Genomic DNA, 14,536 nt, shown 5'->3' on the forward strand with positions numbered 1-14,536 from the left:
GCGATGAATTCTTTATCTTGTCGCTGCTTTTAAGGCTCAATTCCAATAGCTTTTAAACGTCCGGCTATTCTTCAACCGTAATGTGCCCCTACCCCCTCTGTTAGCTGATGAACACGCTTAATTCATCCATTGTCGATTTTTTATTAAAACAATCCCTATTTACACCTATTGTGTTGCTATTTTATAAGTTGAATAGCTGCTATAGACTGAGGCCACTACTATGCCAACCAAAAATGCTGAAATAGCTGATATTCCTCCGTTTATCATTCCGGGCTCTACCAGCAGGAGCCAATTAACAGTTAATACTGCTGCGACGACAAGCACAATACCCCAGTAGCGTAGTACCGCAGCCAGGGTAGGCACGGGGCCTTTTTGGCACACTGGCATCTTCCAGATAGCCCCTATGACGACCATACCTCCCACTACCGAACTAAGCAGGCCCATCAGGAAGAACCCTTGGATTTGTTCGCCCCCAAAATTCACCCATTGCGCCAGCAGCGGGAAAAATTCATTTGCTAGTGGGTCGGGATGGGTAAAAATGTCCCAAAATAAATGGAGCATAGCGCCGATGAGTATACTCAGTATGACGCCCCAGTAGTAATTTCGAAAATATCCCACCCAGTCGACATGAGTGAATCTGCCTAGTCGCCGGTAAAGCACCGGGGGCAAATGCGTTAGCAATGGCTTACGCACGAGCAGGTGAAAGGTGAAGGCCAGTACCAGAGCCACCGGGCAGCTAAAATAAAAGATACTACCAAACGTGTGGCTATGGCCGCTGGCCAGGCGCAGGCGCAGAAACTTTTCGCAGTCAGGAGCCATGCTACTCGTAATTAATCCCGTGGCCGATAGCCAAGGCATTCGGCCACGGGAATGCAAAAGCGGAATAATCAGGGCTGGATGGGAAAAAGTAAACGGCATAGTGGTACGTTAATTGAAGTGCAGGTAAGCTAGTAGTTGGGCAAAATATTCTTAGATTTATTCATCAGACCTTCAAAAAAGCTGATAGCTTTTCAAGTTAGCCGCATTTTACTTCGATAGCTTAGTTTCACCTGGCAAAAAGTGGCCGCTTTTTTGAATAGCACCTTTTTTCGTTTTGTCTCTTCCGTTCGTAGAAGCATAACGAGAAAATCTTTACTTACGCCTCTATAAAGCCAACCGCCTGCTTGCTATCCGCTAGTTCACCTGTGCTATGAGTTTAGAATTACTCTTGAATATCGAGCGTCAGCGCCGAGAGGCGGCCGAAGCGGAGATTTTACGCTTACAGGCCCAGCTCACTGTTGCTATGGATGAGCCCGATGGGCCACCAAACGCAAAAAATGCTTCGGCAGCTCCCAGGCAGCCCTCCCTGGTGCGCCAGGTCATTGATAATAGACTTGTTGTGATTTGAAAGTCAAGGACATAGATAAAAATTCCACAACCCTGCACAAACTCCTAACACGTTGTCGTAGCGTTTCCAATCGTGCATTCGTAGACGGTCACTCAAAATCCGATAACGTTTCCAGCCACCGATAGCATGTTCCACTATAATACGTTTACTCGCCTGTTCTTTATTTAGGGCTCGCTGCTCCAGGGTCAATTCTTTTCCCTTAGGTTTTTTAATTGGTAGAAAATAGGTAGGACACTTATAATCCTTACCAAACCCCAGAAATCCTAAATCCAGGCGAACAGTAAATTTTCTAAACCACTGTTTATCAACAGGAAAGAGTTGTTTAAGTAACCCATAATCATGCTGTTTTCCCGGTTGAAAATGACTTAAAAATCCAATCCACCTAGTGGTAGTAGCAATGACTATTTCTTTTAAGGTATTCGCTTTTTTTTACCACTATACGAGTCTTTCTGAGTAGTATAATCTTGCGGTCGTTGTATCCGTTGTTCCGTTCCGTCTAGTAACAACGTTTCGTGCTGGCTAAAATAAGCTTCAAATTCGTCTACGCTAGCAAACGCTCGTTTAGGCAAATGACCAGACAGTGTTAAAGCTTCTTGAAGCACCATAATTCCTCGGTCTTGATAACGTTTAGCATTCGCGGTATCCATCCCACTTACAAAACCAAGTAAATCGTAAGTTAAACTGGTTTTAAAGCTAAATAGGGTAAATAGCAGCAGTTCTTCTTCCGTTTTAATAATGGACTCATGAATGGCAAAAGCATCACGGTCAGCTATTTGTAAATCAAATAAGCGCGAATAAGCTTGCTTAAAATGAGTCAGTAATTTTTCAAATCGAGCTTGTGTCAAGCCAGTTGCTGCTCGCCATTTACGTTCGGTAGTAAGGGTCGAAGTGGAAAGTTGCATAACCTAAGCGGAAATATATTTCTCACAAATTTACGTCACCTTGTACCTCGCAACAAGTCTAATAGTCCTAATCTTATCTGTGTGGAAGATGAGGCTGGCAATTGCCTGCTCCTGAACGAGCGCTACCGCCAGCTTAGTCAGCAGGCGCGCCTATCCCCCGTGCCCGCTACCTCCTTTGAGGAAGCCGTTTCGTTTGAGGAATGCTACCAGCTGGCTGATGGCCAAACGGTTTGGTATCATACTACCAAAACGCCATTGGTGCAGCCCGATGGCTCGCGCTGCCTCGTCACCTTCGCGTCCGAAATCACTGACCTCAAGCGGGCCAATCGTTTAGCCGAAGAAGCGGTGCAGGCGCGGCAAGTATTCATGGCCAGCATGAGCCACGAGCTGCGCACACCACTGCACGGCATCATGGGGCTGGCCGAGCTCCTGCGCAAAGGGTCGCTGTCGGACGAACAGGCCGACTATGCCGAGATGATTCAAAGCAGCACCGAGAATCTGCTGGTAGTTATTAATGATATACTGGACTTTATCAAGCTCCAGGCTGGCCATATCAGCCTGGAAAACATCACGTTCGACTTACATAAGACTGTGCGCGATGCTGTGCGCTCGCTCGCCTTCAAAATGGATGAGAAGGGGCTGCTACTGCGTTATGTAGGTTTTGACGAGCCTTTGCCTATGGTGCAAGGCGACCCGCACCGCCTGCGCCAGGTGCTGGTCAATCTATTAAGCAACGCTATCAAATTCACGCAGCGGGGCACTATAACTATTACGATTGATGTCAGCCAGTGGAATAACAAGAATCTGCCCGTTTCTTTCAGTGTAGCTGATACCGGCATTGGCATCGATGAAACGCAGTTAGGCCAGGTTTTCGAGAGCTTCAGGCAGGCCGACAGCAGCATTCCGCGGTTGTATGGCGGCACAGGACTTGGCCTTACCATCTGCAAGAACCTGGTCGAGCTGCAACAAGGTCAGATTGGGGTTCGCAGCACTCTGGGCCAGGGTACGAGCTTTTTCTTTACCATTCCCTACACGGTAAGTGAAGAGCCCCTGCGTCAGGAAAAAGTTATCGTGCAGCAACCTGATTTGCTTCAGGGCTTGACCATCCTTTTAGCTGAGGATAATGCTATTAATCAGCTTATTGCCGTGGCAATGCTAGGCCAGTGGCAAGCGAAGGTGGATGTTGCCCAAAATGGAGCCGACGCCCTCGTAAAGGCTAACCGGACGAAGTACGACCTTATTTTAATGGACGTGCAAATGCCTCAGTTTGATGGTTTGGAAGCTACCGCCCGGTTGCGGGCTGAGCCCGGCCTCAACCAACACACCCCCATCGTTGCCCTCACGGCAGACGCCGTGAAAGTCGATGCTAGCTCTTATCAGACGCTTGGCTTCAGCGATTACCTCACTAAACCCTATAACGAGTCGGCTCTTTACAACATTCTTGCTCAGGTGAGCCGACGCGCTCCGCAATTAATCAGTCAAGAAACAAATCATAATATATCTTCTACGGCTATGCATTACGATTTAAAAATGTTTGGCCGATTAGCCGACGATGAGGAATTTGTAGGCAAACTTTTGGAAATATTTGTTAGTACGGTACCGGCCCAAGTACAGGCACTACAGGAGGCTACTGACCACCGAAATTGGGCGGCGGTTATTCGGGAGGCGCATCACTTAAAAACCACATTCGGTAATTTCAATATTCAGCACGAAGTAGCTCAATTACGACAGATAGAACAAATGGCTGAAAGGCAAGCTTCCCGCAGCGAATTTCAGCCGTTTATTAACGCAGTAGTAACGGCCACCGAAATATTTTGCGATATTTTTCGTCAGAAATTAGCACTATTGCCACAATATTAATGAAGCTGAAGTGCCTCATACTCCGCAAAAATAGTTAGATAAACCGTTCAAATAGCGCGTACCAGAACTACCCATTCGGTTGTAACGCATCATTTGTTAGTATCTAGATTTAAAATAACTTTACAGTAAATTTTTCAAACATATAAATTTACTCACAATAATGCTTTTCTTCTGCGACTTTATTTTTTGGAGTATCTTTAGACCGCATTGCCTTTTTCCGCGCAAAAAGGCGAACTCAGCTAAATTTCCCCACCGCTTGGCTGCGTTACTTTCTGTTTATATTCACTTATGAAATAGAATTACTTTTCATGAAAAAGACACTTCTGATTGTAGACGACGAGCCTGCCATCCGCTTGGTACTACAACACTATTTTAGCCAGGATTTCAATATTATCCTGAAATCCAACGGCTTAGAGGCCATAGAATGGCTGCAAGCTGGCAATAGCCCGGATGTAATAGTAGCGGACTATAACATGCCCATTATGGATGGCCTTGCTTTTGTACAACAAGTAAGGGCCAGTGGGCTGCACCGCGACACAAATCTTATCGTGTTATCGGGCAAAGATGACACTAATACTAAGATTGAGTGCCTGCGCTCAGGGGCCGATGACTATTTGGCCAAGCCATTTAATCCCGAAGAGCTAAGCCTACGCATTCACAAAATGTTAAATCGCATTCGTATATGGAATTAACTACTGGTCGCCTTCCGGTATTGTATATAACAGATACTCCGCAGGCTGCTAGTGAGTTTCAGCAAGCTTACCTACGGGAGCTAGATTTACTAGTGGCCACTACGCCAGCTGATGTCTTACGTATTTGTACGGAGCAGCCCAGCACTTTCACAGCTATTCTGAATGCTGCCAACCCTAGTTCGCCCCTGGGCCTGCGCTTAATGCGGATGCTCCGCAACGAGCAGGGAATAACGCAACCCATCTTGTGGCTGGCAGAAACGGATATTGCCCCAGGGGTGCGGTCGATGATGCTGGAAATAGGGGGTAGCGACGTTTTTGTGCGAGATACCAGCCAATCCTATTTGCTCACGCGGCTTGATTTCTTGGTTCGGCCGCGCGCACTGCCTGCCAATGTTGTCAGTATGCAAGGGCTGCGTATGCCGCAAAGCAAACGCATTCTGGATGTTCTGGTGGCAGGTGGAGCCCTGGTAGTATTATCGCCTCTGCTTTTACTGATTGGCGCGATAATCAAGCTGGAATCCCGTGGTCCGGTGTTCTACTACTCCTACCGGGTAGGGGCAGGCTACAAAGTATTTAAGTTTTGGAAGTTGCGGTCCATGCGTTCAGATGCTGATAAGCTTCTGGCCACGATGAAAGACCTGAACCAGTACCAGCTGGCTCCTGCTGCCGACGTAGCCGGTATGCCCAATCAGCTCTGTGCTACCTGCCTGGCAGCCGGCAACCGCTGCCTGCAACAACTTATTGACGAGCGCGGGCAAGTAATTTGTGAGAAACACTACCGCGCGCAACAGAAAGCGAGTGAGGCCCCGGCTTTCATTAAAATTGTGAATGACCCACGGGTGACGCGCATCGGGCGCTTTTTGCGCAATACCAGTATTGACGAGCTACCACAGCTTTTCAATGTATTGCGAGGCGATATGTCACTGGTTGGTAACCGGCCGCTGCCTCTTTATGAAGCAGAAAAACTACTTACTGATGAACACTCGCAGCGTTTTCTGGCGCCGGCCGGCATAACCGGGCTGTGGCAAGTGAGCCGACGCGGGCAAGGCGGCGACCAGTCGGAGCAGGAGCGCAAGGAGCTCGACAACGAGTATGCCCGCAACTTCTCCCTGACCAATGATATTAAAATCATTTTAAAAACTATTCCCGCTTTGTTTCAGAAAGAGAATGTATGAAGAATAAGCTCGTAGCCGTTTTGGCATTGGCTTTGGTGCTACCCGGAGGTAGCGCGTTAGCGCAGACTACTTCGAATTCAGACCCAGCTCCGGCTTGGCAAACCACTTTTTTTGAATCGCCCTCCGTGGCAATTCCGTTGCTTACGGCGGCGGTTATACGTTACTCGGCACAAATAAAACTTCTCGATATCGAGAAGCTTATTGCAAAACAAGACATACAGGTCACGAAGAAAAATATTGTAAATGGAATAGCGGGCGGAGGCACCTATAGCTATGGTAACCAAGGTGGTATCGGCACCCCTGTGCCAGGCAACCCTACTCAATTCAATACTTACAACGCCAGTCGCTACTCAGCTGGGGCGAGCGTGGCAATATCGCTAGCCCAACTGCTCAGCCGCCACAACCTGATTAATCGTGACAAGCTTAATCTGCAACGCACGGAGGCTACCCGCCAAGACCGGGAAGACCAGATTAAACAGTCAGTTATTCAGCTTTATCAAAACGTGGTATTGGCTAAAAAACTGCTTGGCCTGCAACAAGAGTCTTATGTGACGGTGCAAAGCACCTATCGTTTGACCGAAAAACAGTTTCGGGCTGGGCAGGTGGCCTTACCCGACTTTTCATTAGCTACAGGCCAGCTTAATAGCTCGGCCGTGGCCCTGGAGACGGCGCGCAATCAGTACGAAACATCGTTCATGCTTTTGGAGGCCCTCACTGGCACCAAGATTTCCACTATACTGTCTGCCCCATGAGTCTTTCTGATGTATGGCGCCTGCTGGTTCGCCATTGGTTACTGCTGTTGCTGGTTCCGCTAGTACTCAGTGTATCAACTTATTACTTTGCTCGTCACCTACCCCAGACTTATAGCTCAGATACCACTATCTACACGGGCATTGCTTCGGGTTACTCGCTAACGGGTAATGCGGCCGCCGACTACTCAGTCACCAGCAACGCCTTTGATAACCTGGTCAACATAATTACCTCGCGCTCTACTAAGGAGGAGGTTATTTACCAGCTACTGGCCAATCACCTCTGGCAAACCCAGCAGGACCCGGCGCTACTCAATGTCGCGCCTTACGAAAGCCTGCGGGATAATTTTCCGGCCGCTCTGCGCCACCGGCTGACTGGCTCCAGCGAAGCTGCTACCCTCGATTCTGTGCATCGCTATGGCCGGGCCAACAACACAAATGAGCTATATAATTTATTAAACTCGACTAACTCCACTTACTCCATTGCTTCGCTGAGTAAGATTGCCGCCTCGCGCATCGCGTCCAGCGACCTTATCCGGCTTGAGTACGAGACGTATAACCCTGAGCTGTGCCAATACACGCTGAGCTTATTCACCCAGGTATTTCTTGCTGAGTCTAAGAACTTGCGGGAGGGTCAGACGAATACGGTTATTGCCTACTACGATAAAGAAGTGAAGGAAGCCAAGGCCCGCCTGGATAAAGCGGAGGCCGCCAACTTGTCTATTAATCGCGATAATAACATCATTAACTACGATGAGCAGGCGAAAGGAGTAGCCATGCAAAAGGATGCCTTAGCTACTGAGCTTAACCAAGTTAGCCAGCAGTATGCAGGTGCTTTTGCTTCGCTGAAAGCTATTGGGCAACGCATGGGTGGCAAGCAAGAAGCTTTGCTGAATAGCAACCAACTGCTGGCTCAGCGCCAAAAGCTGGGGCGCGTAACCTCCGCGTTGACCGACCAGAAATTCTTTAATCAGACAAGTGAGTCGCCCAGCTTGGCCAAAACCAAACAGCTGCAAGACGAAGCCGACAAGCTCGCGCAGGACATGCAGAGCAGCGTTGATAAATACTACGCCCACACCAACAGCGTGGAGGGAATTCCGAATAAGGAACTTGCCAATGAGTGGGTGCAGGACATGGTGCAGGTAGAGTCGTATCGCGCCAAGATTGGAGTGTTGCGGCAGCGGATGCAGTCTTTTGATAAGGAGTATCAGCGCATGGCTCCGCTGGGCGCTACGCTGAAGAAGAATGAGCGCGAGATTGAACTGGCGCAAAAGGCTTATCTGGACGTGCTAGCGAGACTCGACGCCAGCAAGTCGACGCAACAAAACACGCAGCTTACCTCCAACCTCAAGATTATTGACCCGCCGAACCTGCCACTCCATCCCAAAACTAGCAAGCTGCTGCTTTTGGTGCTCACGAGTGGGGTTGGCGGCTTTGTGTTTGCGGCTAGCCTGGTGCTGGGGCTTGGCTTGTTAGACCGTTCGCTCAAGAAGCCGTCGGTGGCCGCGCAACGCATTGGCCTACCCGTGGCTGGCATGTTGCTGGATGCCCATAAGCCTACGAAGCTATTAGCCGCTTCACAACAGCGGAATCTCAACCAGCTTGTTCGCCACATCTTATTGCAGGCCAATACGCCGCCGGCCCCTACCCCCTTCGTAATAGGCATTTTCAGCGTGCAGCAACAAGCCGCTAAAACTACGCTCTGCCAGTCATTGGCGCAGCGCTGCCACCAAATGGGAGTGCCTACTTTAGTGCTTTATCCTGGCAATGACGAGCGCGACGAGCAACTGGAAGACGAGGTACCCTCGCTCTTTTACCAAGCTGAAATGGCGGCGGTACAAGGTTGGCAAATTGACCAGCTTATTCAACACGCTATTCCGAAGCGTATGATGACGCATAGCGCGCCCAACGTGCAGTTGATTTTTATTGAGTTTCCGGCCCTGCGCGAAGAAGCGGTACCGGTAGGCGTGCTCCGGCAGCTGCACCTCGTGTTCCTGACCGTGCCAGCCAACCGGGCTTGGAGCCCCGCCGACAACCAAACAATGGAACGGTTGCGGGCGGCTACTTCCGCGCCAGTGGAAGTTGTTTTGGCAGGGGTAGCACCCCATCATAGCGAAGAAGCATTCGCCTGAATGACGGCGCGCGCCAGGTTGACCTTCTGCCCGTCGCGGCTCTCGCAAACCAGGCCCGGCCCTACTCGCTACCCGTATGCTTTTTCTTCCCACCAAGCCACCCGGCAACTCTCACACTTTCTCTTTCACTGCTTTTAAGCATCTATTTTCAAGGACCAGCACTTGCTTACCGCTCGGCCCGCCAACTTGGTCATGAATAAACCGCTGGTTTCTATTATTTCCATCAACTATAAGCAAGCCAGCATTACGTGTGAAATGCTGGCGTCGCTCCAGCGTATCACCTACCCGAACGTGGAAGTAATTGTGGTTGACAATGCCTCGCCGGAGAAAGAGGTGCAGCCCATTGCGGACCAATTTCCGCAGGTTACACTCATTCGCTCGGCCGAAAACCTGGGCTTTGCCGGGGGCAACAACTTAGGTATTGCCGTGGCAAAGGGCAAATATTTGCTTTTTCTCAACAACGACACGGAAGTAACACCCGGCTTTTTGGAACCGTTGGTTGACGTATTTGAGACTACCCCCTCGGCGGGCGTTGCCTCGCCCAAGTTGATTTTTTACGGCACCGACAATCTGATTCAATACGCCGGCTGTAGTGAAATCAATCCCTGGACGGGCCGCAGCGTGACGGTCGGGCTCCTGGAGAAAGACCACGGTCAGCACAACACCTCTTCCGAGACTGCATTGGCGCATGGGGCCGCCATGATGGTGCCGATGGAATTGATTCGAAAAGTAGGTTTGATGCCCGCGCTATACTTCCTGTATTACGAAGAGCTTGACTGGTGCGAGATGATAAAGCGCGCGGGTTACCAGTGTCACTACGTGGCCAACTCGACCGTGTACCACAAAGAGTCGGCTTCGGTGGGGCAGGGCTCCGTTTTGCGCACTTACTATATGTACCGCAACCGGCTGCTGTTTATGCGCCGCAACGCGACGGGCGTGCAGTTTTGGAGCGGTGCGCTGTTTTTCTTGTTCGTAGCCGTGCCGAAGCAGGGCTTACTTTTTTCTCTGCGGCGGCAAGGTGACTATCTGCGGGCATTGTATCGCGGCCTCAAATGGCACTTGGGCACGCAGAATGTTCACCAAAACCAATTTTTATCATGAGCATTCTCCTGACTTTGCTGTCTGGCGTGCTATATGTGGTGGGCGTGTTCTTGCTACTCAACGTCTGCTATCTGCTATTTTTTGCCATCGCCGGGCACCGCAAGCTGGCTCCGCTGCCAGCAGTGACTACCGCTGCTGCCCGCCGCATGTGCGTGCTCATGCCTGCCTATCATACCGACGCGGTTATCCTGCAAACGGCACCAGTGGCCCAACGCCATGCTTACGCAGGCAAAGCACAGGTGCAAGTGATTGCGGATGGCTTGCAGCCTGCTACCGTGCAAACGCTTCGGCAACAAGGCATTGGGGTAGTAGAAGTGGTATTTGAAAAAAGCACGAAGGGCAAAGCCCTCCTTGCCGCGCTGACTTCACTGCCCGCCGCCGACTACGATGTGGCCGTGGTGCTCGACGTGGATAATGTGATGGCCCCAGGCTTTCTCAACCAAGTGAACCAGGCCTTCGCGGCCGGCTACCGGGTGGTGCAAGGGCACCGCACGGCGAAAAACCTCGACTCGCCATTCGCGGTGCTCGATGCCTGCAATGAGGAGATAAACAATCATATCTACCGCCAGGGCCACGCCAGCCTGGGTTTATCGGCCGCACTTATCGGTTCGGGAATGGCCTTCGAGTATGCTTTTGTAAAGCAGTTGCTTGAGGATATTGGCGACACGCCGGGCGAGGACAAGGAAATGGATTTCCGCATCCTGAAGGCCGGCCTGAAAATCGGCTACCTGCCCGAGGCCTACGTATTGGACGAAAAAATCCCTAATTCCCAAGCTTTTACCACGCAACGCACCCGCTGGCTGGCCGCCCAGCTGGAGTTTCTGAAAAAGTATTTTTGGGAAGGGCCGGTGCAACTGATGCGCGGCAACTTCGAGTTTTTTGATAAAGTGCTGCAAACGCTTTTGGTACCCCGTATTCTGCTGCTAGGGATACTTGGGCTGTTGTTGCTGGTTTCCGGGCTTATACGGCCGGTGGGGCCAGGACCCTGGTTCTGGGCGATGCTGCTGGCCGGCACAAGCGCGGCATTGTTTTTATCACTGCCCGCCCGGCTTTACAACCGGCAGGTGGCGCGGGCAGTTTTGCACCTGCCGCTGGCGCTGGTTTCTATGGTGTTAGCCCTGCTTCAAATGAAAAAAGCCAAGGCTTCTTTCATGCCTACCCCCCACGCAGCTACCAGCGTTGAAACGCCCCTGCCTTAAAGTCAACCTTCTATGCCTTGGGCTATTGTTTTTTTACCTGCTCTTGCCTGCCTGTTACTGGGTGTGCGGCAAGGCCTACGCGCCAAGCCTCCCAAGCGCTCCGCACGTTTTCCGTAAGGTATGAAAGACCAAAACATCATCATGGTATGCCAGCAGAACTGGGACCTTGGCATTGGGTCTAATGCCAAGAATTTGGCAAAGGAATTTGCCAAGCAAAACCGAGTATTGTACGTAAATATTCCCTTGGATGTCAATACCTTGCTGCGCGGCTATCGCCGCCCGGAAGTTCGCAAGAAGTTCCGCGTGGTATTGGGGCAGCTCGCGGGCCTGGCCCAGGTAGAACCTAATCTGTGGGTATACACGCCAGATACCCTATGCTTATCGGTTAACTGGCTGTCCTCCAAGTCGCTGTTCAGCGCTCTTAATCAATTCAATAGCAAGCTTCTGGCTAACAGCATTCAGAAGGCTACCCGTGAGCTCGGGTTTGACGCTTACTACTTATTTCAGGATGGCATCGTCTTTCACGCCCTAGATTTGCCGCGGCAGCTGCGGGCAGTGAAATTTGTGTACTACCTGCGCGACTACATGCTAACGGTGCCTTACTTCCGCCGGCACGGCCCCTGGGTTGAGGCGCAGGTGATGGAGCAGGCCGACCTGGTGGCATCTAACTCAATGTACCTGAATGACTATGCCCGTCGGCACAACCCACGGCACAGCCAGTACATTGGGCAGGGCTGCGTGCTATCGCTCTATCAGGCACCCGAAGCGCACGCCCTACCCCCCGATTTAGCGGCGGTGCCACATCCTATCATTGGGTACACGGGCTCACTTACTGGTTTGCGCCTTGATATAGACTTGCTGGTGGCCATTGCCCAAAACCGGCCCGATTGGAGCCTGGTGCTAGTCGGGCCTGAAGACCCTGATTTCCAGCAAAGTATTCTTCATAAGCTGCCCAATGTGCATTTCTTAGGCCGCAAGGCTCCCGAAGAGCTGCCCGCCTACGTCAGCCACTTTGATATCTGCATTAATCCGCAGGTAATCAATGAGGTGACGGTTGGTAACTACCCCCTCAAAATTGACGAATATTTGGCGATGGGCAAGCCAGTGGTGGCCACTCGCACCCGCACTATGGAATTGTTTGAGCAGCATGTGTACCTGGCCGATGGGCAGGCGCAGTGGCTGCTGCGGCTAGCGCAGGCGCTGGACGAGCCGGATGCGGCCACGCTGACCGCCAGCCGCATTGCCTTCGCGCAAAGCCACACCTGGGCGGCAAGTGTCGGGCTACTCTACGAAGCGCTGGAAGCGGCTGACTACTAGCGGATTTTGTTAAAATTATTTGATTTTATGTTTACGACTGCTTCGCCTACGCTCACTATTATCTTTTGGCTCCTGGCCGCGCTGGTGCTCTATACCTACCTGGGCTATGGCGTGGTGGCGTGGGTGTGGGCGCGCCTGCACGGGTCCCGGCGCTCGGTGCCGGCCGGGCAGTTTGAGCCAGAGGTGACCCTGGTAGTACCGGCCTATAATGAGGGCTCTATTTTGAGCGCTAAAGTGCGCAACTGCTTGGCCCTGAACTACCCTTCGGCCAAGCTGCACCTGCTCTTTATTACGGATGGCTCGACCGATAACTCGGCCGAGGTACTGGCGCCCTACCCCAGCGTGCGGCACCTGCACACGCCCGAGCGCGCTGGCAAAACGGTGGCCGAAAACCGCGCAATCCGCTACGTGACGACCCCCTACGTCATCTTCACCGACTGCAACACTACCCTTAACCCCGAGGCCGTGCGCGAGCTGGTGCGGCACTACGCCGACCCAAAGGTGGGAGCGGTATCGGGCGAGAAGCGGGTGCTGCGCGATGGTAGCACTTCCGGCGCGGGCGAGGGCCTGTACTGGAAATACGAGTCATTTCTGAAACGCTGTGACTCAGATATTTACAGCCTGATGGGGGCGGCCGGCGAGTTGGTATCCTTCCGCACCTCGCTGTTTAAGCCCCTGGAAAAGGATACGATTCTGGACGACTTTGTGCAGTCGATGCGCATTGTGGAGGCGGGCTACCAGGTGGTGTACGAGCCAGCTGCGTATGCGCTGGAGCTACCGTCAGCCTCAGTTACGGAGGAAATGGAGCGCAAAACCCGCATCGCGGCGGGGGGCTGGCAGTCGATGGTACGCCTGCGGGCACTACTCAATCCGTTTGCCCAGCCAGTGGTATTCTTTTTGTACCTCTCGCATCGGGTGTTGCGCTGGAGTGTGACGCCCCTGGCGCTGGCGCTGCTGCTACCCCTCACGGCCTACCTGGCACTGGCGGGGCCACTTTTTTATACCCTCGCCTTAGGAGCACAGGTGCTTTTCTACGGGGCCGCGCTGCTGGGCTGGGCACGGTCGGCGCGCCAGCAGTCGGCGGGGCCGCTGCTGGTAGCTATGTACTTTACCATGATGAACATAGCCGTGTTTTTAGGTTTCTGGCGCTACGTGCGCAAAGCCCAACCCGCGGCCTGGGCCAAAGCCCAGCGCGTAGTTACTCAATAACTTTTTGCCGGCCAGTTGAAGATTCCGTATTCCAATGACAACCAACAACTTTCCAGACGTTACGCTCCTCATCACCCACTACAACCGCAGCAAATCGCTGGAGCGGCTGTTGCGGGCGTTTCAAGAAATAGGCTTTGCGTTCGGGGACATTGTTGTGTCGGATGATTGTAGCCCGGCCCCGCACCTGCGAGCTCTGGAAGAACTACAGCAACGCTTTCCGTTTCGCCTGGTTACTACCCCGGTAAATAAGGGCTTAGGCAACAATCTCAACAAAGGCCAGGATGCTGTGCGCACGCCCTACACCCTGTATGTGCAGGAGGATTTTGTGCCTACCGCCGAGCTATTGCCAGCTTTCCAGTATTCGCTGGCTACGCTGCGTGAACAGCCCGATGTGGACCTCATGCGCTTCTACGCCTACTACGCCTACCCCTACCTGAAGCCCCAGGGCCACGGCTTCTCGGAAATGCTGTATAAGCCCTGGTTTACTCACACGGGCAAAATATATCAGTATAGCGACCACCCGCACCTGCGGCGCAGCACGTTTCCACAAAAATTTGGACGCTACGTCGAGGGCATCAAGTCCGATAAAACGGAGTACCTGATGTGCATCTCCTTTATTCGCCATAAAGGCAAAGCCTTATTTTACAATGATTTCAGTAGCCTGTTTTTGCAAGAGAACTCGGCTGCGGAACCAAGCACGGTGCAGCGGAGCGACTGGCGGCAGAGCGAAAACTCGCTGATTGGGCTGGTGCGCACCGTGTACCGGCAGCTGAAATACAACTATGACCTGCACCTACGCTCTCCTTCCTAGCC

Annotated in this window: 12 protein-coding genes; 11 read left to right on the forward strand and 1 reads right to left on the reverse strand. The window is 52.0% G+C overall.

The window, feature by feature from the left end; all coding sequences use genetic code 11:
• Positions 1-165 precede the first annotated feature (165 nt).
• Positions 166-819, reverse strand: a complete 654-nt coding sequence (locus A0257_11545) for a hypothetical protein (protein AMR27666.1) — start codon at positions 817-819, stop codon at positions 166-168.
• Positions 820-1,189: 370 nt separating this feature from the next.
• Between A0257_11545 and A0257_11550 the strand changes: the two genes are divergently transcribed.
• The 11 genes from A0257_11550 (at position 1,190) to A0257_11600 (ending at position 14,534) form a co-directional block, all read left to right on the forward strand.
• Positions 1,190-1,387, forward strand: coding sequence for a hypothetical protein (locus A0257_11550; protein ID AMR27667.1), 198 nt, complete (start codon positions 1,190-1,192; stop codon positions 1,385-1,387).
• Between the two features lie 983 nt (positions 1,388-2,370).
• Positions 2,371-4,149, forward strand: a complete 1,779-nt coding sequence (locus tag A0257_11555; protein AMR27668.1) for a hypothetical protein — start codon at positions 2,371-2,373, stop codon at positions 4,147-4,149.
• A 308-nt stretch (positions 4,150-4,457) separates the two neighbouring features.
• Complete coding sequence (locus A0257_11560; protein ID AMR27669.1) at positions 4,458-4,841, forward strand: two-component system response regulator; 384 nt, start codon at positions 4,458-4,460, stop codon at positions 4,839-4,841.
• 20 nt (positions 4,842-4,861) lie between these two features.
• A complete protein-coding gene (locus A0257_11565) occupies positions 4,862-6,016 on the forward strand; it encodes a hypothetical protein (GenBank protein ID AMR27670.1) in 1,155 nt (384 codons plus the stop codon).
• Positions 6,013-6,768: a hypothetical protein gene (locus A0257_11570; GenBank protein AMR27671.1), complete on the forward strand. Its 756-nt coding sequence runs from the start codon at positions 6,013-6,015 to the stop codon at positions 6,766-6,768. The genes A0257_11565 and A0257_11570 overlap by 4 nt, the downstream gene beginning before the upstream one ends.
• Complete coding sequence (locus A0257_11575; GenBank protein ID AMR27672.1) at positions 6,765-8,897, forward strand: hypothetical protein; 2,133 nt, start codon at positions 6,765-6,767, stop codon at positions 8,895-8,897. Before A0257_11570 ends, A0257_11575 begins: the two co-directional genes overlap by 4 nt.
• A gap of 192 nt (positions 8,898-9,089) precedes the next feature.
• Complete coding sequence (locus A0257_11580; GenBank protein ID AMR27673.1) at positions 9,090-9,998, forward strand: hypothetical protein; 909 nt, start codon at positions 9,090-9,092, stop codon at positions 9,996-9,998.
• Positions 9,995-11,197 (forward strand): hypothetical protein, encoded by a 1,203-nt coding sequence (locus A0257_11585; protein AMR27674.1) that lies wholly within the window; start codon positions 9,995-9,997, stop codon positions 11,195-11,197. Before A0257_11580 ends, A0257_11585 begins: the two co-directional genes overlap by 4 nt.
• A 120-nt stretch (positions 11,198-11,317) precedes the next feature.
• On the forward strand, positions 11,318-12,514 hold the full coding sequence (locus tag A0257_11590; protein ID AMR27675.1) for a hypothetical protein: 1,197 nt from the start codon (positions 11,318-11,320) through the stop codon (positions 12,512-12,514).
• A gap of 27 nt (positions 12,515-12,541) precedes the next feature.
• Complete coding sequence (locus A0257_11595; GenBank protein ID AMR27676.1) at positions 12,542-13,723, forward strand: hypothetical protein; 1,182 nt, start codon at positions 12,542-12,544, stop codon at positions 13,721-13,723.
• A 34-nt stretch (positions 13,724-13,757) separates the two neighbouring features.
• On the forward strand, positions 13,758-14,534 hold the full coding sequence (locus tag A0257_11600; GenBank protein ID AMR27677.1) for a glycosyl transferase family 2: 777 nt from the start codon (positions 13,758-13,760) through the stop codon (positions 14,532-14,534).
• Positions 14,535-14,536 lie beyond the last annotated feature (2 nt).

Source organism: Hymenobacter psoromatis, from assembly GCA_001596155.1.
In the GTDB taxonomy this organism is placed as follows: domain Bacteria; phylum Bacteroidota; class Bacteroidia; order Cytophagales; family Hymenobacteraceae; genus Hymenobacter.

Bases quoted from the DNA above. Each gene is read 5' to 3' on its own strand.
- A0257_11560 (AMR27669.1), top strand. From the start codon at position 4,458: ATGAAAAAGACACTTCTGATTGTAGACGACGAGCCTGCCATCCGCTTG.
- A0257_11600 (AMR27677.1), top strand. From the start codon at position 13,758: ATGACAACCAACAACTTTCCAGACGTTACGCTCCTCATCACCCACTAC.
- A0257_11585 (AMR27674.1), top strand. From the start codon at position 9,995: ATGAGCATTCTCCTGACTTTGCTGTCTGGCGTGCTATATGTGGTGGGC.
- A0257_11575 (AMR27672.1), top strand. From the start codon at position 6,765: ATGAGTCTTTCTGATGTATGGCGCCTGCTGGTTCGCCATTGGTTACTG.
- A0257_11595 (AMR27676.1), top strand. From the start codon at position 12,542: ATGTTTACGACTGCTTCGCCTACGCTCACTATTATCTTTTGGCTCCTG.
- A0257_11590 (AMR27675.1), top strand. From the start codon at position 11,318: ATGAAAGACCAAAACATCATCATGGTATGCCAGCAGAACTGGGACCTT.
- A0257_11570 (AMR27671.1), top strand. From the start codon at position 6,013: ATGAAGAATAAGCTCGTAGCCGTTTTGGCATTGGCTTTGGTGCTACCC.
- A0257_11550 (AMR27667.1), top strand. From the start codon at position 1,190: ATGAGTTTAGAATTACTCTTGAATATCGAGCGTCAGCGCCGAGAGGCG.
- A0257_11545 (AMR27666.1), bottom strand. From the start codon at position 819: ATGGCTCCTGACTGCGAAAAGTTTCTGCGCCTGCGCCTGGCCAGCGGC.
- A0257_11580 (AMR27673.1), top strand. From the start codon at position 9,090: ATGAATAAACCGCTGGTTTCTATTATTTCCATCAACTATAAGCAAGCC.